The sequence below is a fragment of the Methylobacterium sp. J-072 genome, assembly GCF_022829425.1.
Taxonomy (GTDB): domain Bacteria; phylum Pseudomonadota; class Alphaproteobacteria; order Rhizobiales; family Beijerinckiaceae; genus Methylobacterium.
Window position 1 is genome coordinate 70,290 of record NZ_JAKSYK010000224.1, and the last position, 19,767, is coordinate 90,056.

Sequence of the window (19,767 nt, forward strand, 5' to 3'; positions counted from 1 at the left end):
CAGCTGGCCGGAGCGTAGGGTGGTGTCGCCGCCCCGGTCGATCGCGAGCAAGCAGGTTGCGTACCAGTTGCCGCGCGTTCAGGCGGGAGGGCCACGCATCCAGCGACTGAGTTCGCGAATATAGGCGGGCGGCAGCTGTGCGGCGCGCGCGGCGTCCAGCACGGCGTCGAGATAGCCCGGCCGCGGCCTGCCGGGTGCGGTGGAGCGGCCCAGATAGATCAGGGCGCGCTTGACCCCGCTGGTCGTGGTCACCGGCAGCGTCGCCTTGGCGTAGAGGCCACCGGCGACGCCCTCGTAGCGGTCGAGGGCCGGGATGTCGTCGAGGGCCAATTCCCACAATACGCCATGGACGGCGCGAGCGGGATCCCGAACCACCGAGGCGTAGCCCTCGCGCATGATGATGAACCGGTGCCCCGGCAACCGCCCGCCGCCGATCAGACGCGACACCGGGCAGCGCAGGGCCATCGCGGCGGCATCCATGTTCGCGCCGTAGGCGAAGTAGAGCGGCATACCGCAGTGATCAGCGACCGACCGGCCGGGTCACTTCCCGGATTCGCGCTCGTCGCGCTGCACGGCCCACTCGTTCGCACGCATCGCCGCATAGGCTACCGCGAGCGTGATGGCGGGAATCACGAACGTCACGAAGATTTCGCCCGAACTCATAGCCTGATGCTCCGCAGCACGCGTCTACCCATCCAATGTAAGCCGATGGCCGTGCAAAGCCAGATCGCCGCAAAAAAGGCGGTTGCCGGACGTAGAGGGGGCGCGTTCGCGATCCCGAAACTAATTGCGGTAATTGGCGTCACGAAACCGATGACGACGTAAGCCACCGCGATGTTGTTCAGCGCGGTGGCCAGAAGCTTCGTCTGCTCGTTGTGAACCGCGCTCACGACGAACACGCTATAATCAGGCGAATTCTAGGATCACCGCGTCGACCGCAAGGCTGTCGCCTTCCTTGGCGTGGATTTTCGCCACTGTCGCGTCGCGTTCGGCGCGGAGCATGTTCTCCATCTTCATCGCCTCGACCACCGCGATCGGCTCGCCGTTCTTCACCTCCTGGCCCTCGGTGACCAGGATCTGCTTCACGAGGCCCGGCATCGGGCAGAGCACCTGCTTGCCGGAGCCGGCCTGCTCCTTCACCGGCATCAGCGCGGCGAGCTCGGCCTCGCGGCGGGTGTAGACCCGCGCCTCGGCCGCCGCGCCGGCATGCTGCAGGAACACGCCGTTCAGCAGGCCGTGCACTTGGATGGCGACGCGCTCGGCGCCGATCGTGCCGATCCAGACCGGCTCGCCCGGGCGCCACGCGCTCGCCACCGTGAGCGCGGTGCCATCGTCCCGGGTGACGATCAGGTCTTCACCCTCTGGCTCGACGGTGACCGGGTAGGATTGCCCGGCCAGGATCACGACGCGGTCCCGCTCGAAGGCGAACAGGCCGGGCGCGCGCATCTGCCCGGAGATCCCGCGTTTGCGCTGGTTGAGCTTGTGGTCGATCGCCGCTGCGGCGGCCATCATGCGGATCGCCACCGCGCCCGCGGGCTCCGGGGCGACGAAGCCGTTCGGGAACTCCTCGGCGATGAAGCCGGTGGAAAGTTCGCCCGCCTGCCAGCGCGGGTGCGCCATCAGCGCCGAGAGGAACGGGATGTTGTGGCGGATGCCGTCGATCGCGAAGGCGTCCAGCGCGTCGCCCTGCGCGGCGATCGCCTCGGCGCGGGTCGGGGCCCAGGTCACCAGCTTGGCGATCATCGGATCGTAGTGGATCGCGATCTCTCCGCCCTCCTCCACGCCGGTGTCGTTGCGCACGATCGCGGTGCCCTGCCGACCCTCCTCCGGCGGCCGGTAGGTGGTCAGGCGGCCGATCGAGGGCAGGAAGTTGCGGGTGGGATCCTCGGCGTAGACGCGGCTCTCGACCGCCCAGCCGTCGAGCTTCACCTGCTCCTGCGTCAGCGGGAGATTCTCGCCGGCTGCGACCCGGATCATCAGCTCGACGAGATCGAGGCCGGTGATCATCTCGGTGACCGGATGCTCGACCTGGAGGCGGGTGTTCATCTCCAGGAAGTAGAAGGACTTGTCCTGGCCAGCGACGAACTCGACCGTGCCGGCGGAATCGTAGGCCACGGCCTTGGCGAGGGCGACGGCCTGCTCGCCCATTTTCCGGCGGGTCTCGGCGTCGAGCAGCGGCGACGGCGCCTCCTCGATCACCTTCTGATTGCGGCGCTGGATCGAGCACTCGCGCTCGCCGAGATAGACCACATGGCCGTGCTTATCGCCGATCACCTGGATCTCGATATGCCGGGGGTCGGTGATGAACTTTTCCACGAACACTCGGTCGTCGCCGAAGGACGAGGACGCCTCGGACTTGGCGCGGGCGAAGCCCTCTGCGACCTCGCCCGACGAATGGGCGATGCGCATGCCCTTGCCGCCACCGCCGGCCGACGCCTTGATCATCACCGGGTAGCCGATCCCGTCGGCGATCTCGACGGCGTGCTCGGGGCTCTCGATCACGCCGAGATAGCCGGGGACGGTGGAGACGTTGGCGGCCGCGGCCGCCTTCTTGGATTCGATCTTGTCGCCCATGGCGGCGATGGCGCCGGGATTGGGGCCGATGAACACGATGCCGGCGGCTTCGAGCGCCTTCGGGAAGGCCTCGCGCTCGGACAGGAAGCCGTAGCCGGGATGGACCGCCTGGGCGCCGGTCTGCCGACAGGCCTCGACGATCTTCTCGATGACCAGATAGGACTGCGCGGCGGCGGCGGGGCCGATATGGACCGCCTCGTCGGCCATGGCGACGTGGACCGCGTCGCGGTCGGCGTCCGAATAGACTGCGACCGTCCTGATGCCCATCTTCCGGGCGGTCTTGATGACCCGGCAGGCGATTTCGCCCCGGTTGGCGATCAGGATCTTATCGAACATCGCTGGCGCATCGCTCTCGAGATCGCCGGATTGCACACCGGCTTGACTGTCCCGATAGATCAGTTGTGCCGCTGACGGAAGCTGCGCCTTGGTCTTAGGCTCAAGCCGCGAGGGCGAAGGTGATGCGCGGAGCCTGGCTCGCCTCGCGGGTCCAGCGGTTGGCGTCGAGGGCGAAGGCCATCAGAGCCTCGGCGCTGCCCTGCGCTTCCCGGACGATTTCCATGGCGATCCGGGCGCCGACCGGGCTCGGGCCATCGCGGCCGGTGAGCGAGCCGGCGAGCCAGGCGGCGACCTCCCGGTCGATATAGCCGGTCGGGCGCAGGCCCCACACGGCGAAGTCGACCACCGAGGCGACCAGGAAGTCGGCGAAGTCGTCGGAGCCGATCACCGCGCGCTCCAGGGCGATCAGCATGTCCGCCTCGTCGCGGCTCATGATCCCCTCCGGCAGCACCTCGCGCTTGAGGACCAGGAGGTCCTCGTCGCTGATCGCGCCAGTCGAAACGGCATGGTTGCAGAACTGTTGAACGGAGATCATGGTCATGGCTGCCTGCTCCTCCGACCTTTGCTGCGGTCGGTGCTTGTCCCGGTGTGATGTGAACTTACGGGACGGCACCCCTGCCGGAAGTTAACGGCAAGATCTGAACGGAAGTTCAGGTAAACACGGACCGAGCAAGCAGGCTTATTGGGACGTTGATCAGTTGCGTTACCGGACGATGACCGTGGCCCCGACGGGCACGCGGTTGAACAGGTCCACCACGTCGATGTTGCGCATGCGGATGCAGCCCGAGGAGACCGCCTGTCCGATCTTCTCCGGCTCGTTGGTGCCGTGAATCCGGTAGAGCGTGTCCTTGCCGTGATCCGCCAGATAGAGGGCGCGGGCGCCGAGCGGATTCATCGGGCCGCCCTGCATGGCGTGGACGTGGGGCCAGCGCTTGATCATCTCGGCCGGCGGGTTCCAGGCCGGCCATTCCGCCTTGCGGTCGACCGTGGCGGTGCCGGTCCAGCCATAGGCCTCGTCGCCCACCGACACCCCGTAGCGGATCGCCTTGCCGTCCGGCAGCACGAGGTAGAGCTGGCGCTCCTTGCTCTCGACGACGATCGTGCCCGGCGGCTTCCCGGTCGGGTCGCTCACCTGGTAGCGGGCGAAGTGCGGATCGAACTCGGCCTCGGGCACGAGGGCCATGAACTCCGCGTCGCGGGCCGAGACTTTCGGGTCCGGCACGGCTTTGAACGTGCAGCCCGCGAGCAGCACGGCGCAGGCGATGACCGGGATGATGCGCATGCGGCTGTCCTCGGACGGCTTCCGGGCGTCGGGCGTGCCCCACCCGGTCGCGACGCGTCCCGCGGAAGATTTGAGCAACTATAACCAGGGCGGGCACCCCGCCGTAGTCCGCGCGTTGCGGCCATGGCACATTGCCGGCTCCTGTTGCAGGCGCGCGACAGGACCGCATCCGGGAGTGACCGTCGTGACCACCCTCTACGTGAGCCATCCGGCGAGTTTCGACCACGAGGTTCCGGAGGGGCATCCGGAGCGGCCGGCGCGGATGCGGGCGATCGAGCGCGCCCTGGAAGACGAACGCTTCGCCGGCCTGGTGCGGGTGGCCGCGCCGCGGGCGGAAATCGAGGTCGCGACCCTGGCGCATCCGCGCGACTACGTCGACGCGCTGGTCGCCGCCGTGCCGGAGCACGGCATGGTCGGGATCGATGCCGACACGATCCTGTCCGCCGGCAGCCTGGAGGCGACGCTGCGGGCGATCGGGGGCGCCAACCACGCCCTCGACTCGGTCATGGCCGGCGAGTGCCGCAACGCCTTCGTGGCGATGCGCCCGCCCGGCCACCATGCCGAGCGGACCCGATCCATGGGCTTCTGCCTGTTCAACCACGCCGCCATCGCGGCCCGCTATGCGCGGGAGAAACACGGCGCCGAGCGCGTCGCTCTCGTCGATTGGGACGTCCACCACGGCAACGGCAGCCAGGACATCTTTTGGGACGATTCGAGCGTGCTCTACGCCTCGACGCACCAGATGCCGCTGTTCCCGGGCAGCGGCGCCGCCTCCGAGCGCGGCGAGAAGGACACGATCGTCAACGTGCCGCTGCGGCCCAACGACGACGGCGCGGTGTTTCGCGAGGCGTTCGAGGCCGGCATCCTGTCACGCGTGGAAACGTTCCGGCCCGACGTGATCGTGATCTCGGCGGGTTTCGACGCCCACCGCCTCGATCCTCTGGCGAATCTCCGGCTCGAGGCGGAGGATTTCGGCTGGGCGACCCGCAAGCTGATGGAGGTGGCCGAGCGTTGCGCCGGTGGCCGGATCGTCTCGGTGCTGGAGGGCGGCTACAGCCTGGAAGGGCTTTCCAAATCCGTCTCAGCCCATGTGGATGCGCTGATGGGGCGGTGACGCACGGCGATCGGATTTGGCTTGCGGGCGGTGCGATCGGCGGCATGATCGGTCGGGTCAGAATCGATCGGACACGTGCCGCCGGTGAAACGCTGCGTCTTCCCCACATGGATACATCGCCTTGAGAGCGTCGGGCCTTCGGTCAGATTCGGGGGCAGTCGATGACGCTGGCCGGCTTTTTCACCTACGCTCTGGCGCTCGGCATCGCCGCGGCGGTCCCGGGCCCGGGGATCATCGCACTGGTCGCGCGAGCGCTTAGTTCGGGCTTCCGGGCCGCCATGGCCTTCTCGGTGGGGCTGATCCTGGGGGATCTGATATTCCTGTCCGCCGCCGTGTTCGGGCTTGCCTTGATCACGGAGACGTTGGGCGAAGTCTTCGTCGTCGTCCGGCTCTGTGCCGGCCTCTATCTGGCCTACCTGGCGGTGCGCCTGTGGCGCTCGGCCGGGAAGACCGATCGGATCGAGGGCGGCCCCGCGGATCGGCCGTTCGCGAGCTTCATCGCGGGGATCACCGTCACCCTGGCTAACCCCAAGACGATCGTGTTCTACCTCGCCGTGCTGCCCACGATCGTCGACCTCAGGACGGTCACGGCGGGCGACTTCTGCGTTCTCGTCGGACTGACGGCGCTGGTGCTGGCGGCGGTGGTGACGCCCTACGCCGCCCTGGCGGCCCGGGCGCGGGATTCGCTGCGGAAACCGGTGTTCCGAGCCCGGCTGAACCGGAGCGCGGCCGCCATCATGGCCGGCGCGGCGGTCTGGACCGTCGCGCGCCGGGCCTGAGGGCTCACCCCTCCAGCGGTTCGTCACCCAGAAGCTCGATGCCGAAGCCCGAGAGGCCGACATAGGAGCGGGCCGAGGTCGCGAGGTTGCGGATCGAGACGACGCCGAGGTCGCGCAGGATCTGGGCACCGAGACCGACCTCGCGCCACTGGCGGGCGCGCACGGCCTCCGTCCCCTCCTCCTTGGTGCTCTTCAACGGGACGCCGGCGGTGCCGTCGCGCAGGTAGACCAGCACCCCGCGGCCGGCTGACGCGAAGCGCTTGAGCACAGCGTCGATCTGCTTGCCCCCGCCGATCACGTCAGCGGCGACGTTGGAGCGGTGCAGCCGCACCAGCACGTCGCGGCCATCGCCGATATCGCCCATCACGAAGGCGAATTGCTGGATCGCCTCGAAGGGGGTCGAGAACGCGTAGGCCGTCACCTCGCCGTGGTTGGACTGGACGGTGAAGTGCCCGACCCGCTCCACCAGCCGGTCCCGCGCCTGCCGATAGGCGATCAGGTCGGCCACCGAGACGCGCTTCAGCCCGTGCGTCTCAGAGAAGGCCTCGATCTGGGGCCCCTTCATCACGGTGCCGTCGTCGTTGGCGAGCTCGCAGATCACGCCGACGGGGGGCAGCTCGGCCAGCTTGCACAGGTCGACCGCGGCCTCGGTATGGCCCGAGCGCATCAGCACGCCGCCGTCGCGGGCGATCAGCGGGAAGACATGGCCGGGGCGGACGAAATCGCCGGCGCCCATGTTGCCGTTGGCGAGCGCCCGCACCGTGTTGCAGCGCTGTTCCGCGGAAATGCCAGTTGTGAGGCCGTGCTTCACGTCGACCGTGACCGTGAAGGCGGTGCCGAGCGGCGCATCGTTCGAGGCCACCATTGGGTCGAGGTGCAGCCGCCGGGCCTCGTCCTGTGTGATCGGCGCGCAGACGATGCCGCAGGTGTTGCGGATGATGAACGCCATCTTCTCTGGCGTGCACAGCGAAGCCGCGACGACGAGGTCGCCCTCGTTCTCGCGATCGTCATCGTCGGTGACGACCACGATCTCGCCGCGGGCAAAGGCTGCGATGGCCTCGGTGACGGTGCAATGGGGCACGGATCGCTCTCTCGTCTCGCTTCTCCCCGCCCACCAGGGGAGGAAAGGCCTGGCTCGCGCACCGCCGGCAGGGATCCCAGTCCGGCGCGCGCGAGCCTGTGAAAGTTTCGGACTCGGAGCTTAGCCGATCGCGGCGCGATCGGGCACGGCCCCGGCGGTTCAGGCCGCTCCCACCTGCCCGCGATGGCGTAGATAGTGATCGGCCAGCACGCAGGCCATCATGGCCTCTGCCACCGGCACGGCGCGGATGCCGACGCAGGGATCGTGGCGGCCCTTGGTGATGAGATCGACCTCGGCGCCGTCGCGGGTCACCGAGCGGCGCGGGGTCAGGATCGAGGAGGTCGGCTTCACGGCGAAGCGCACCACCACCGGCTCGCCGTTGGAGATGCCGCCGAGGATGCCGCCCGCATGGTTGGCGAGGAAGCGCGGGCGCCCGCCATTGCCGGCCCGCATCTCGTCGGCATTGTCCTCGCCGCGCAAGGCGGCGGCCGCGAATCCGTCGCCGATCTCGACCCCCTTCACGGCGTTGATCGACATCATCGCCGCGGCGAGATCGGCGTCGAGCTTGCCGTAGACTGGGGCGCCGAGCCCCGGCGGCACGCCCTCGGCCACCACCTCGATCACCGCGCCGACGGAGGAGCCGTCCTTGCGGATCTCGTCGAGATAGGTCTCGTACAGGGCAGCCGCCTCGGCATCGGGGCAGAAGAACGGGTTGTTGCCGACTTCCGCCCAGTCCCAGCGCGACCGATCGATGGCGTGCGGTCCCATCTGCACCAGGGCCGCCCGGATGGTGATGCCCGGCACCACCTTGCGCGCCACGGCGCCGGCGGCGACCCGCGCCGCGGTCTCCCGCGCCGAGGAGCGGCCACCGCCGCGATAATCGCGGATGCCGTATTTGGCGTCGTAGGTGTAGTCGGCGTGGCCCGGACGGTAGCTGTCACGGATCTCGGAATAATCCTTCGAGCGCTGATCGGTATTCTCGATCATCAGGGCGATCGGCGTGCCGGTGGTGAACTGGCGCCCGCCGGTGCGGTCGTCCGAGAACACCCCCGACAGGATCTTCACCTGGTCGGGCTCGCGGCGCTGGGTGGTGAAGCGCGACTGGCCGGGTTTGCGGCGGTCGAGCTCGGCCTGGATCTCCTCCACCTCCAGCGCCAGCCCGGGCGGACAGCCATCCACCACGCAGCCGAGCGCGACCCCGTGGCTCTCGCCGAAGGTCGTGACGCGGAACAGGTGGCCGAACGAGTTGTGAGACATGACGCGGCCCGTCTAGCGCGGGAGCGCCGGGGGCACAAACGGCGGATAGGCGTCAGACCGATCTGTAAGCTGTTTGCTCGCCGAATCGAACAGAGTGGATTTGCCAGAGACCGGGGACGCTCCCCTATCGACGGCCATCGGCTCGCTTCGCAATATGTATCGCGCCGAAACCGAGAATGAGGGCTGCGGCCGGCACGCTCAGCAGGACGAGAACGTTCAAGACACTCATCACGCCAACTCCCTCAGCAAGCCCCACGCTGCATAATGTAGCGTTCCGCTGGTGATCCAGCAAACGACCGCGATGCCGACCATCACCGGTATCGGCACGCTCGGCGTGTTGGATGTGTATAGAATTGCAAAGATCGGGGCCAACCCACCAACAGTGAAAATCGATCCAGCGATGGCGTTAACGTAACCCGCCGTCAGCTTCGTTCGCTCATTTGCAATCAACACAGTGCGAGCCGATGGTTTCGGCATGAAAAGCGATTGATCCATCCATCGCGACCCGGCTGAGAATCCTCAGTAAATCTGGGCTCGACACATTGTCGTAGAAAGCTGGAATGCTCCTGCGCATCGCGACCTTCCACAAAAATGACCCGGACTGATCAGGGGCACTTGCGGACCGGTACTTCAAGGCCGCCCCGCGCCTTGAGCGTTCGATGAACCGCCGCTCCAGCAACGAGATCCTCCGTCAGCCAGCGCTCGAACGGATTTTCGACGCCAGCGGCAGAAAGCGTGCACCTCAGTCGGCGCCCGCTGGCCCGCTTCGCCATATGTATCGCGCCGAAGCCGAGGATTAACGCCGCGGCCGGCACGCTCAGCAAGACGAGGAGATTCGTGATGTACATCACAGCAGCTCCTCGCACCATCATCGGCCAAACTGTCTGGTTCGACAAACCGGACAATTTTGGCTGCTCGAACGGAACTGTACCTGGACTTAACTCATCCCGCGCTCAAGCTTGACCATGCACTGTCCGTCGCCGGAGGAGGTGCGCACTAAGTCGGGAGCATGCGTGGTGTTGGTGGTGGACATATGCATCGCGCTCGTGGTGGTCACGATATTCGGCTTGAATTTCGTGGCGATCAAGATTGCTCTTATGGCCTCTCCGCCGTTGCTTTTGACCGGCCTGCGCTTCCTGCTCGCGGCCTTCCCGGTCCTCTTGATCTTGAAGCCGCCGCGGACGTCCCTCCGCATCGTCGTTGCGTTCGGTTTCGTTCTCGGCGTCGTGAAGTTTGGGCTTCTCTTTCTAGGAATGGCGCTTGGCATGCCTGCGGGCCTGTCCTCGCTCGTGCTGCAGACGCAGGTCTTCTTCACGATCGGGCTCGCCTTCCTGGTCTTCGGCGAGCGTCCGAGCGGGCTCCAGCTGCTCAGCGCGCTGATCGCCGGCTGCGGGGTCGGCGTCATCGCCGCCTGGCAGGGACAGCATGCGCTTCTGGGGGCCTTTCTGCTCGTCATCGGGGCGGCCTTGTTCTGGGGCGTCGCCAACGTGATCGTGAAAGCCGCCGGCCGAATCGACATGCTCGCCCTGATGGTCTGGGGCAGTCTGGTAGCGGCACCGCCGCTCCTCGCCCTATCGCTGGTGATCGAAGGCCCCGACGCCATCACAACCGCGTTCCTGCGGGCGGATGCTCAAACCTGGGGCGCCGTTCTGTTCATCGCCTATCCGACGACGATCCTCGCCTTCGCGCTCTGGAACCGGTTGCTCAGCCGCTATCCCGCCGTCACGGTGACGCCGTTCGCCCTGCTGATCCCGATCATCGGCTTGTCCAGCTCGCGATGGCTTCTCGCCGAGCCCTTCGAGGCCGCCGCCGCGGCTGGCGCCGCGCTCATCTTCTTCGGGATCGCGCTCGATGTGCTGGTCGCTTGGTTCCGACAGCGTCGAGCCGGGGGACCTCGCTCCACAACCGCCATCACGGCAGTCCTGAGAGACCGCCCCGCGCCTTGAGCGCCCGATAAGCCGACACCCCGACCGCGAGATCCGCCCGCAGGCGCCACTCGTCGCCGAGAGCGTCGAGGTCGTAGCTGAGGCCGAGAATGTGGGCCGCCTCGTAGCCCTCCGGCAATTCGCCCGCGCTGCCGAGGGTGATGGACCGGTTCGGCAGCTTGTCGGCGAAGTCGGAGAGGCGGGCGCGGAGAGCGTCGCCGCTGGCGCGTAGATAGGCTTCGGCGCGCGGCCCGTGCTCGCTGATCGCGGCCACCGTCCCCTGCGCCAGCGACAGGTGGACGACCTCGCGATGCGCCGGGAACAGGTAGACGAGATAGTATCCGCGCGTAGCGCTGGTGGTGACGGCGGGGTCGAACACGGCGAGCCAGGGCACGGCCGCCCAGTTGCTGCCGCGTCCGGGGCTGCCCTTCACCAGGAATGAGCCGTCGATGGTTTCGAGGGCGGCGCGCAGCTCGTCCGGTGCGCCCCGCCGGATCACCGCCGCCAGGGGATGCCCGGCCGGCGGATCGAGCCGGGCGAGCGGATATTCCTCGACGATCCGGCGCAGGGCGTGGCCGAGGCTCACATCGCGACCGGCATCAGGCCGGAACCTGCTCGATCCCGGTCGGCTCCGTCTCCGGCGTCTGGTTGCGCCCGTGGCGGAAGCTGGAGAGCGCCTGATAAGTCTTGAGCCGCGCCCGCATCAGCGAGCCGAGCGGGCGGTGCGCCGCGAGGCTGTGGGCCGGCCGGAAGGACAGGACGTCGTTCGCGTAGCGGGTGCGGGCCTCGGATTGGGAATCCTGGGCCGGCAGGACAAGGCGCGCGACCGTGCGATAGGGGCTCTCCCTCTCGTCCCAACGCTTCGACGCATCCTCCACCGGCATGGCGTTGAGATTCGTGCAGAGCTGCGCGCGAATCTCGAACACGGCCGTATGCCCTCCGAAATAAGCCGTGACAGCATGCCGGAACGCGTCCGGGTCCTCGCCCGGATGCAGTTTCTCGTCGGCCAGGGATTCCTGCTTCGGGCCGGCCGGGAAAGCGGCGATCTTGGCGACGTGGTCGCCGTAGCGGAGCGCGGCCTGCGAGTAATACGGCTCGGCCAGCGGATGCAGCGGCTCGTGCCCGAAGAAGTCGAGGAGCGGCGAACTCTCGCCTGTCACCGCCTTCACGACCGTATCGATGGCCCGTGCCGTCCCCGAGACGGCGGCTTTCAAGGCTTCCGGCGCCTTCGTGCCGGCCTCCAGCTGCTTCATGCTGCCGAGGAAGCCTTTGGCATCCGGGTTCGGAAAGACCGGGCCGGTGGCGAGCACGAAGTCCTGGGTCTCCGCGCCGTGGCCGGGCAGCTTTTCCCCCTCGACGCCCAGCACCTTGATCGCCATGCCCCGGTGGGTCGAAACACTATCCTTCAGGAGTTCGCCCGGTCCCTGCGCGAAGCGCACGATCACCGGATAGGTGCCGCCCTTGGCGAACAGGCCCTGCTTCAGCTCGGGCGGGAGATCGTCCGGCACCTGAAGCTCGCCGATGACCACGCCGCTGACCTTAGCGTGCGAGGCGCGCACCGCGTGACCGTAACGGTCGGCCGTGGTCTCGCTCTCGCGGGTCATCGACGCGATGATCGCGTCGATGGTGTCGTTCTCATCCGGAGCCGGCGTCTCGATGCCGTCGTGATAGCGCACATACATCTCTGCCAAGGTCTTTAATCCCGATTGCGTCCTATCGGGAGCCAACAGCCCGGCCATGCGTCGGTTGCCCGCGCGGGGATCAGGCATTCGGTCGCGCCAGGACCCCGCCGGTCATCGGCTCGCGCACTCCGGTGGTCGGCGGGAAAGTGATCGGCAGGCCCCGGAGCGAGCGCACCGCGAGATACGCGAAGGCCTGCGCCTCCAGGTAAGCCGAGGACCAGCCGATCGCGTCCGCGGTCGTGATCTCGGCGCGCAGATGGTAGTTCAGCAGCCGCACCAGCTCGCCGTTGCGCGCCCCGCCGCCGGCCACGATCCAGCGGGTCGGGATCTCGGGGGCGTGGTCCAGCGCCCGGGCCACCGCCCGCGCCGTGAACGCCGTGAGCGTCGCGGCCCCGTCCTCGGTGGAGAGCTGGCCGGCGAGCTTGTGCGAGAACCAGTTCCGGTCGAGCGATTTCGGTGGCCGGCGGAAGAAGAACGGGTGCATCAGCAGCCAGGCGAGCAGCGGCTCGTCGGCGCGGCCGCGGGCGGCAGTGCGGCCGCCATCGTCGAGGTTCTTGCCCTCGCGCTCCTGCATCCACTCGTCGATCAGTGCGTTGCCGGGGCCGGTATCGAAGGCGATCACGCCGCCCTTGGAATCGATCAGCGTCGCGTTGGCGACGCCGCCGATGTTGAGGATGCCGAACGGGCCGTCGAAGCCAGAGGCTTCGGCCAGGGCCTTGTGGAACACCGGCACCAGCGGCGCGCCCTGGCCCCCGGCCTCGATATCGGCCCGGCGCAGGTCCGAGACGACCGGGATGCCGAGCCGGGTGGCCAGCGCCTGCCCGTCACCGATCTGGATCGAGATGCGCTGGTCCGGCCGGTGGATCACGGTCTGCCCGTGGAAGCCGATGACGTCGATGGACTCGGCGCTCAGGCCGTTCTCAGCCAAAAAACGCTCGACCGCCTCGGCATGCGCCTGGGTGACGAACGCCTCAGCCTCGGGCAGGCGCCCAGGGCGGTCGCCCGGATGGAGCACCGACTCGGCATCCTTGGTGGCGGCCCGCAGCAGCGCCTTTTCCTCGTCGGAATAGCCGCGGTAGCCCGTTGGCCCGAGCGGCTCGAGGAAGTTGTTGTGGCCTCGGACGACGTGGACCCGCTCGCCGTCGGTCTCGATCAGCGCGATGTCGACGCCGTCCAGCGAGGTGCCGCTCATCAGTCCGATCGCGCGCATCATCGCCATTGTGCTCGACCCCGTGCCTTTCGGCCAACGCCCTGCTAAGAGCGCGCCGTATCCTGAACCCCAGCAGCGCGAGCTAGCACGCAGAGCCTCGGCCTGTCGCGCCGGCTCGCGATCCGAGACCGCAGCCATGACCGCCGAGAGCTTCGCGCCGAAATCCGACTTCCTGCGGATCCTGACCGAGCGCGGCTACATCCACCAGACTTCGGACCTCGCCGGGATCGACGCCGCGGCGCTCGAAGGGCGCCTCACCACTTATGTCGGTTACGATTGTACGGCGGCCTCGCTCCATGTCGGTCACCTGCTGTCGATCATGATGCTGCACTGGCTGCAGGCCACCGGGGGCAAGCCGATCGCCCTGATGGGCGGCGGCACTACCCGCGTCGGCGACCCGTCCGGCCGCGACGAGACCCGCAAGATCCTCACCGTCGAGCAGATCGACGCCAACAAGGCCGAGATCCGCAAGACCTTCGACCGGTTCCTGCGCTTCGGCCAGGGTTCTACGGATGCGGTGATGGTCGACAACGCCGAGTGGCTGACCAAGCTCAACTACATCGAGATGCTGCGCGACATAGGGCGTCACTTCTCGGTGAACCGCATGCTGTCGATGGACAGCGTCCGCCTCCGCCTGGAGCGCGACCAGGAACTCTCGTTCCTGGAATTCAACTACATGATCCTGCAATCCTACGACTTCGTGGAGCTGAACCGCCGCTACGGCTGCGTCCTGCAGATGGGCGGATCGGACCAGTGGGGCAACATCGTCAACGGCATCGATCTCGGCCGGCGCATGGGCACGCCCCAGCTCTACGCCCTGACCTGCCCGCTGCTGACCACGTCGTCGGGCGCCAAGATGGGCAAGACCGCCGCCGGCGCCGTCTGGCTCAACCCGGACGTGCTCAAGCCCTACGATTACTGGCAGTTCTGGCGCAACACCGAGGATGCGGACGTGGCCCGCTTCCTCAAGCTGTTCACGCTGTTGCCGATGGAGGAGGTCGCGCGGCTCGCGGCGCTCACTGGCTCCGAGATCAACGCAGCCAAGACGGTGCTCGCCACCGAGGCCACGGCGCTGATGCACGGCCGCGAGGCTGCCGAGGCCGCCGCCGAGACCGCGCGCAAGACATTCGTCGAGGGGACGCTGGCCGCCGACCTGCCGAGCGTCACCGTACCGGCCGCGACCCTGGAAGCGGGGCTCGGCGTGCTGACGGCGTTCGGGCCGGAGATCGCCAAGCTCGTCCCCTCGACCAGCGAGGCGCGGCGCCAGATCAAGGGTGGCGGCTTGCGGGTCAACGATGCCGCCGTGACGGACGAGAAGGCTTTGCTGACGCCGGCGGACCTGACCCAGGATGGCGTGATCAAGCTGTCCTTCGGCAAGAAGCGGCACGTGCTGCTGCGGACGGCGTAGGGTTCGCTACGCGCGCGTTCTGGCAAGGTACGCTTTCGTCCCATCGAACGAGGCTAAAAAAGCCCGGGCTGATTTTTTGCCCCCGCATCGCGCAGGCAGATCGGGCGTCAAGAAAGGACGCCATACGTTTGGGACCTCGAGAGTTTCGCAGGCGCTCGAGCATCCACATTGTCATCCCGGGGCCGCGAAGCGGAGCCCGGGATCTATAAACGCCGACAGCTCAAGCACTTGCACCGTCGGCGGATCTGGATTCCGGGCTCGCCTGCGGCGCCCCGGAATGACAAGGTGATCATTCTCGCTGTTGTGGCGTCGCCGGCAAACGACTGCGTGTTTTCAGCCCGAAATTCGAGGAAGCACGTCTCGCCTCGACAATCGTTGCCGAAGGCGAGCCCCTTACGGATCCAACCCTTCCGCCGCCCGTCGCGCCGCGCGCAGCTTCTCCACCCGGGCCACCGAGAATACCGAGGCCTCGTAGAGAATCAGCATCGGCAGGGCGAGTGAGAGCTGCGAGATGACGTCCGGCGGCGTCAGCACGGCCGCGACGACGAAGACCAGCACGATCGCGTAGCGGCGCTTCTCGCGCAGGAAGGCGGCGTCGATGATGCCGATCTGGCCGAGCAGGGTCAGAATTACCGGCAGCTGGAACGCGATGCCGAAGGCGAAGATCAGCGTCATGATCAGCGAGAGATACTCGTCGACCTTGGGCAGCAGCTTGATCGTCGGCTCGCCATCGACGCCGACCTGCTGCAGCGACACCGAGAATTTTATCAAGAGCGGCATCGCCAGGAAGAACACCACCAGCGCGCCAAGGACGAAAAAAATCGGCGTGGCCACCAGGTAGGGCAGGAACGCCTTGCGCTCGTTGCGGTAGAGGCCCGGCGCCACGAAGGCGTAGATCTGCGTGGCGATCACCGGGAAGGCCAGGAACGCGGCACCGAACACGCTGAGCTTGATGTTGGTGAAGACCTGCTCGAGGAAATGCGTCGCGATCAGCTCGGCATTCTGCACGCCCACGATCGAGACGTAGGGGTAGACCAGGATGTTGTAGATATCGCGCGAGAAGAAGAAGCAGCAGAAGAACATCGCCACGAAGGCGATCAGCGACTTGATCAGCCGCGAGCGCAATTCGATCAGGTGTTCGAGCAGCGGCGCCCGGGACGCTTCGATCTCGGCCTCGTCGGCGTCGCTGATCATCGGGCAGTGGCGCCGTTCTTCGGGTCCATGGGGGTGTCGTGCGTCGCAGGCGGCTCGGGCGGGGGCCCGTAGGGATCGTCCACCGAGCCCGGGATCGGAAGCTGTGCTTCGGGCGGGGCAACGTGCTGGAACGGATCGGCGTGCGCGGCCGGCTCAGCGACCGCTGGCGCATCCTCGGTGCTCGGTGGCGCGGCGGCGTCCTGCTCGGCCTTGAGCTGCGCGGTGGCGTCGGCGAGCGAACGCGTGTCCGGCGCCGGCTTCTCGGGGCCGAGGGCCTCGGATCCCTGCCGGGCGGCGACCCGGCCCTCGACGGCACCCTTCAACTCGTCCCGGATCGTCTGGACCGGGTTGAAGCCGGTGCTCGTCGAGCGGACGGTATTGCGGATACCGTCGACCTCTTTGCGAACCTCGTCGAGTTCGGCCTCGCGGATCGCCTCGTTGAACTGCATCTGAAACTCGCCGGCCATGCGGCGCAGCTTCGTGGTGATCTGCCCGACGGTGCGCAGCGCCTTCGGGAGATCCTTCGGCCCGATGACGATGAGGGCGACGCCGCCGATCAGCATCACCTCGCCCCAACTCATGTCCAGCATGTCGTCGACGGTCCTGCTGCCCTGGGATCCGGACCCGAGTCCGAACCCCCGTCAGGCTCTACACCACAGCGCGCGCCCTGCCAGTCTCTCAGACCGGTTTGCGCTCGCCGCCCGGCAGATGGCTCGCCGGGACCGCGGTCCCGGGGCTGGTCTCGGCGGTGTGCGGGATGGTGCGGACCGGCTCGCTCGGCGGCGTCACCGGCTGGCTCGCCGGAGGGGTCTCGTCCTCGGCCATGCCCTTCTTGAACGCCTTGATGCCCTTGGCGACGTCGCCCATCAGGTCGGAGACCTTGCCGCGTCCGAACAGCAGCATGACGATGACGGCAACGATGACCCAGTGCCAGATACTCATGCTGCCCATGGCAACCTCCTGCGTGCGTCCACCTGCCTGCGCCCACTGTGGGAGCGTGACGCTACGACCGGTTGAAGATTTCCGGGCGAACCTAGGGATCGCACCGCCTGAACACAAGCAGAGGCGGGTGCAGGGGCGGTGGAAGGCCGCGGGTTGAAGCCGCGTCCCGACAGGCCGTTGCCGGCTTTCGGAAAACGATGCTCCGCTAGGCCGCGGTGGCGAATGCCGCGGCGAACCGGGCGCGGGCCTCGGACACGTCGATCCCGTCATCGGCACGGTCGAGGCGCGCCAGCGCGGCGGCGGCGCGCCGGGCAGCCTCGCCCGCCAGAGCTGGGGCGGCTTCGGCGACGGCGCGCATCTCATCCATCGCGCCGTTGCAATGCAGCCCGATGTCGATGCCCGCCGCGAAGGCGGCCTGCGTCCGGTCGCGGAACGTGCCGGTGAGCGCGTGCATGGACAGGTCGTCGGTCATCAACAGGCCGTCGAAGCCGATGGCGCCGCGGATCACGTCGCGAATGACCGCCGCCGACTGCGTGGCCGGGCGATCCGGGTCGATCGCGGTGAAGACGACATGCGCGCTCATCGCCATCGGCAGGTCGGCCAGCGCCTGGAATGGCCGGAAATCCTGGGCGGCCAGAGCCTCGCGGGTCGCCTCGACCACCGGCAGGCCGTGATGGCTGTCGCAGGCGGCACGGCCGTGGCCAGGCACATGCTTCATCACCGGCAGGACACCGCCGGCGATCAGACCCTCGGCCACGGCGCGGCCGATCTCGGCCACCGAATTCGGATTCGAGCCGTAGGCCCGGTCGCCGATGATGTCGTGCGATCCGGGGGTCGGCACGTCGAGCACGGGGGCGCAATCGACATTGATGCCGACCTCGGCCAGATCGTGCGCCATCAGGCGGGCGCCGAGCCGCGCGATCGCGGTGGCGCTGCCGTTCAGCCGGCCGTAGCGGCCGCCCGCCGGATAGGCCGGCCAGTGCGGCGGCCCCATCCGCTGGACCCGGCCGCCCTCCTGGTCGATCAGGATCGGCGCGGCGTCGGTGCCCAGGCAATCGCGCAGCGACGCGGTGAGCGCGCGGACCTCGTCCGGCGTGCCGATGTTGCGCTTGAACAAGATGAAGCCCCAGGGCCGTACGTCCCGGAAGAAGGCGGCCTCCTCGGCGGAGAGCGTCTTGCCGGCGCAGCCGAGGATCAGGGCACGGGCGGTCATTCGGATTTCTCGGTGGCCACGCGGGTGCGGCGAGGAAACGGCAGGTCCGGCGAATCGGTGCCGGCAGAGTCGGGCGGGAAATGGGAGCCGGCAAGGCGAAACCGCGGGCCTGGCCCATCTGAGACATAAAGGGGGACGGGGTGTGGGGGGCGGGACTCGCGTCTTGCGTTCAAGTCCTCCCCCTCCTCGCTCGGGGCGATGTTCTCACGGCGCCTGGCGGAGGCCGCGACGCGCCCCCTCTCCCGTGCGGGAGAGGGTTGGGGTGAGGGACCAGGTTTTTCCGGACAAGTCGCGCCCCTCACCCTGTCCCTCTCCCGCACGGGAGAGGGGACCCGAGCCTCATCCGGACATCTTCGATTCCGGTAGCCCGCTTGGGAAGGGGCGCCACGGTTGCCTGACTACCGCTGCCTCAGTTCTTCGCCACGAAGCACTGGCCGCCCTCGCCCTGCAGGGCTGAGCACAGGCTCGCGGCTTCATTCTTGGCCAGCGGTCCGACGCGAACGCGGAAGATCGTCTTGCCGTTGACCTCGGCCTGCCGGATCAGCTCGGGCTTGCCGGCGAGTTCGCTGTACTTGGCCTGCATCTGCTTGAGCGCGGCCTTCGCCTCGGCGGCGCTGCCGCGCACCCCGAGCTGGACCGAGAACCCGCCAACCGAACCGGTCTTGACGGTGTCATCGACGGCCTCCGGCGCGTCCGGGGCGGGCGTCGCCACGGAGGCGACCCGCTGGGCGGCTTTCGGCGGCGGCTTCACGGCGACGGGCTTTGCCGGGGCGGCCTCGACCGGGGTGGCCGACGGCGGTGCCTGGACCGGCTCCGGGGCGGGCGGCGGAAGGGCCGCAGCGGCCTGACGGCCGGGCCGGGCCTTCGGCTGCTGCGGCGGCTCGTCGGTGGGCAGGACCATGGTGGGGATCGGGGCGGGACCGGCCTCAGCCTGCGCCTCGCGCTGGACCGGCGCGGGCGGGGCCTCCGGCTTCACCGCCACGGTGCGGACCCGGCGCGGCTCGCCGAACGCCTCGAACGGGCCGTTGCCCGGCGTGGTGCCGCTCTGCGCGCCGCCAGCGGGGCCGGTGCCCTGCGCGGCGCGGGCCGCCTCGGCCACGTCGATCGGCTGTTCCTCGCGGTTGACGATCTTGATCTGGCCGTCCTTGGCCTTGCCCTTGTTGTTGTCGTAGATCTGCCGGTTCTGGTCGGGGATCTCGACGCCGTCGGCGACCTTCGGGGCGACCTTGAGGGGCGTGGAATCGGCCTGGACGACGGGCACGCCGCCGCCGCTGTCCGTCCCATGCAGGCCCTTGTAGGTGAGCGCGCCGGTGACGGCGACGGCGACGATCGCGATGCCGGCCCCCACGGAGGCGAGCCGCCGGCGCGGGTTCACCCGACGCAGCGAGCGGCCGTCCTCGTACTCGGCGGCTGCCGGATCCTGAGCCTCCGCGCCGTAGGGCGCCGGCTCCTCGTGCGTGTCGCGCTCCACCGAGGCGAGGTATTGGTCGAAGGCGTCGGCGGGGTTCGGCTTGGCCGGCTCCGGGGCGAAGCTCGGCTCGACCCGGCCATCCCAGGCGGCCTGCGGCTGCGCGGTCGCGACGCCGCGCATCTCGTCCCGTACCGCCAGCAGCGCCCGGAACGGGTCGTCCTGCCCGACGATCCGCGCCAACTCGGCCAGCGGGTCGGGCTTGGCGCCGCCCGCGGCGCCACGAGCCTGCTCCTGACGCAGATCGCGCGCGAGGGCGTCCAGATCGACCTGAGCGCGCGAAGCGTTCGTCATGGCAGCAT

The 19,767-nt window shown here is 68.4% G+C and carries 22 protein-coding genes; 4 read left to right on the forward strand and 18 right to left on the reverse strand.

What is annotated here, in order from left to right; genetic code table 11:
- Nucleotides 1-78 precede the first annotated feature (78 nt).
- The 6 genes from MKK67_RS30565 to MKK67_RS30585 form a co-directional block, all read right to left on the reverse strand.
- A complete protein-coding gene (locus tag MKK67_RS30565; protein WP_243972603.1) occupies nucleotides 79-510 on the reverse strand; it encodes a gamma-glutamylcyclotransferase family protein in 432 nt (143 codons plus the stop codon).
- Nucleotides 511-540: 30 nt separating this feature from the next.
- Nucleotides 541-663, reverse strand: coding sequence for a hypothetical protein (locus MKK67_RS32735; RefSeq protein WP_279601913.1), 123 nt, complete (start codon nucleotides 661-663; stop codon nucleotides 541-543).
- A complete protein-coding gene (locus MKK67_RS30570) occupies nucleotides 660-899 on the reverse strand; it encodes a hypothetical protein (RefSeq protein WP_243972606.1) in 240 nt (79 codons plus the stop codon). Before MKK67_RS30570 ends, MKK67_RS32735 begins: the two co-directional genes overlap by 4 nt.
- A gap of 7 nt (nucleotides 900-906) precedes the next feature.
- Nucleotides 907-2,910, reverse strand: coding sequence for an acetyl/propionyl/methylcrotonyl-CoA carboxylase subunit alpha (locus tag MKK67_RS30575; protein WP_243972608.1), 2,004 nt, complete (start codon nucleotides 2,908-2,910; stop codon nucleotides 907-909).
- Between the two features lie 100 nt (nucleotides 2,911-3,010).
- Nucleotides 3,011-3,451 carry a hypothetical protein gene (locus tag MKK67_RS30580; protein ID WP_243972610.1) on the reverse strand — a complete coding sequence of 147 codons (441 nt, stop codon included), beginning with the start codon at nucleotides 3,449-3,451 and terminating at the stop codon, nucleotides 3,011-3,013.
- A gap of 162 nt (nucleotides 3,452-3,613) precedes the next feature.
- Nucleotides 3,614-4,192 (reverse strand): L,D-transpeptidase, encoded by a 579-nt coding sequence (locus MKK67_RS30585; RefSeq protein ID WP_243972612.1) that lies wholly within the window; start codon nucleotides 4,190-4,192, stop codon nucleotides 3,614-3,616.
- Nucleotides 4,193-4,376: 184 nt separating this feature from the next.
- Here MKK67_RS30585 and MKK67_RS30590 point away from each other — a divergent pair, with 184 nt between their 5' ends.
- Both MKK67_RS30590 and MKK67_RS30595 read left to right on the forward strand, forming a co-directional pair.
- The gene (locus MKK67_RS30590) at nucleotides 4,377-5,306 is read left to right on the forward strand and encodes a histone deacetylase family protein (protein ID WP_243972614.1); all 930 of its coding nucleotides are present in this window, start codon (nucleotides 4,377-4,379) and stop codon (nucleotides 5,304-5,306) included.
- Between the two features lie 161 nt (nucleotides 5,307-5,467).
- A complete protein-coding gene (locus MKK67_RS30595) occupies nucleotides 5,468-6,085 on the forward strand; it encodes a LysE family translocator (RefSeq protein WP_243972616.1) in 618 nt (205 codons plus the stop codon).
- Between the two features lie 4 nt (nucleotides 6,086-6,089).
- Here MKK67_RS30595 and ribB read toward each other — a convergent pair whose 3' ends face one another.
- The 4 genes from ribB to MKK67_RS30615 all read right to left on the reverse strand — a co-directional run bounded on the left by ribB (nucleotide 6,090) and on the right by MKK67_RS30615 (nucleotide 9,271).
- Nucleotides 6,090-7,166, reverse strand: a complete 1,077-nt coding sequence (gene ribB / locus MKK67_RS30600; protein WP_243972618.1) for a 3,4-dihydroxy-2-butanone-4-phosphate synthase — start codon at nucleotides 7,164-7,166, stop codon at nucleotides 6,090-6,092.
- A 159-nt stretch (nucleotides 7,167-7,325) separates the two neighbouring features.
- Complete coding sequence (gene aroC, locus MKK67_RS30605; protein WP_243972621.1) at nucleotides 7,326-8,423, reverse strand: chorismate synthase; 1,098 nt, start codon at nucleotides 8,421-8,423, stop codon at nucleotides 7,326-7,328.
- Between the two features lie 228 nt (nucleotides 8,424-8,651).
- Nucleotides 8,652-8,918 carry an amino acid transporter protein gene (locus MKK67_RS30610; RefSeq protein WP_243972622.1) on the reverse strand — a complete coding sequence of 89 codons (267 nt, stop codon included), beginning with the start codon at nucleotides 8,916-8,918 and terminating at the stop codon, nucleotides 8,652-8,654.
- Between the two features lie 110 nt (nucleotides 8,919-9,028).
- Complete coding sequence (locus MKK67_RS30615) at nucleotides 9,029-9,271, reverse strand: hypothetical protein (RefSeq protein ID WP_243972623.1); 243 nt, start codon at nucleotides 9,269-9,271, stop codon at nucleotides 9,029-9,031.
- Nucleotides 9,272-9,436: 165 nt separating this feature from the next.
- On the opposite strand from MKK67_RS30615, the gene MKK67_RS30620 reads away from it, so the two are divergent.
- Complete coding sequence (locus MKK67_RS30620; RefSeq protein WP_243972624.1) at nucleotides 9,437-10,369, forward strand: EamA family transporter; 933 nt, start codon at nucleotides 9,437-9,439, stop codon at nucleotides 10,367-10,369.
- Here MKK67_RS30620 and MKK67_RS30625 read toward each other — a convergent pair.
- The 3 genes from MKK67_RS30625 to MKK67_RS30635 form a co-directional block, all read right to left on the reverse strand.
- A complete protein-coding gene (locus MKK67_RS30625) occupies nucleotides 10,335-10,934 on the reverse strand; it encodes a DUF3578 domain-containing protein (protein ID WP_243972625.1) in 600 nt (199 codons plus the stop codon). The genes MKK67_RS30620 and MKK67_RS30625 overlap by 35 nt on opposite strands.
- A gap of 13 nt (nucleotides 10,935-10,947) precedes the next feature.
- On the reverse strand, nucleotides 10,948-12,030 hold the full coding sequence (locus MKK67_RS30630; protein ID WP_243972778.1) for a catalase family protein: 1,083 nt from the start codon (nucleotides 12,028-12,030) through the stop codon (nucleotides 10,948-10,950).
- 79 nt (nucleotides 12,031-12,109) lie between these two features.
- The gene (locus MKK67_RS30635; RefSeq protein ID WP_243972626.1) at nucleotides 12,110-13,249 is read right to left on the reverse strand and encodes an anhydro-N-acetylmuramic acid kinase; all 1,140 of its coding nucleotides are present in this window, start codon (nucleotides 13,247-13,249) and stop codon (nucleotides 12,110-12,112) included.
- Between the two features lie 127 nt (nucleotides 13,250-13,376).
- Between MKK67_RS30635 and tyrS the strand changes: the two genes are divergently transcribed.
- Entirely contained in the window at nucleotides 13,377-14,648 is a 1,272-nt protein-coding gene (gene tyrS / locus MKK67_RS30640; protein WP_243972627.1) for a tyrosine--tRNA ligase, read from the forward strand.
- Nucleotides 14,649-15,041: 393 nt separating this feature from the next.
- On the opposite strand, the gene tatC is transcribed toward tyrS, so the two are convergent.
- The 5 genes from tatC to MKK67_RS30665 form a co-directional block, all read right to left on the reverse strand.
- Entirely contained in the window at nucleotides 15,042-15,842 is an 801-nt protein-coding gene (tatC, locus tag MKK67_RS30645) for a twin-arginine translocase subunit TatC (RefSeq protein WP_243972628.1), read from the reverse strand.
- Nucleotides 15,839-16,432 (reverse strand): Sec-independent protein translocase protein TatB, encoded by a 594-nt coding sequence (gene tatB / locus MKK67_RS30650; protein WP_243972630.1) that lies wholly within the window; start codon nucleotides 16,430-16,432, stop codon nucleotides 15,839-15,841. Before tatB ends, tatC begins: the two co-directional genes overlap by 4 nt.
- Nucleotides 16,433-16,520: 88 nt before the next feature.
- Nucleotides 16,521-16,793, reverse strand: coding sequence for a twin-arginine translocase TatA/TatE family subunit (locus MKK67_RS30655; RefSeq protein ID WP_243972634.1), 273 nt, complete (start codon nucleotides 16,791-16,793; stop codon nucleotides 16,521-16,523).
- A 196-nt stretch (nucleotides 16,794-16,989) separates the two neighbouring features.
- A complete protein-coding gene (gene nagZ, locus MKK67_RS30660) occupies nucleotides 16,990-17,997 on the reverse strand; it encodes a beta-N-acetylhexosaminidase (protein WP_243972635.1) in 1,008 nt (335 codons plus the stop codon).
- 409 nt (nucleotides 17,998-18,406) lie between these two features.
- The gene (locus tag MKK67_RS30665) at nucleotides 18,407-19,759 is read right to left on the reverse strand and encodes an SPOR domain-containing protein (protein WP_243972636.1); all 1,353 of its coding nucleotides are present in this window, start codon (nucleotides 19,757-19,759) and stop codon (nucleotides 18,407-18,409) included.
- Nucleotides 19,760-19,767: the final 8 nt, after the last annotated feature.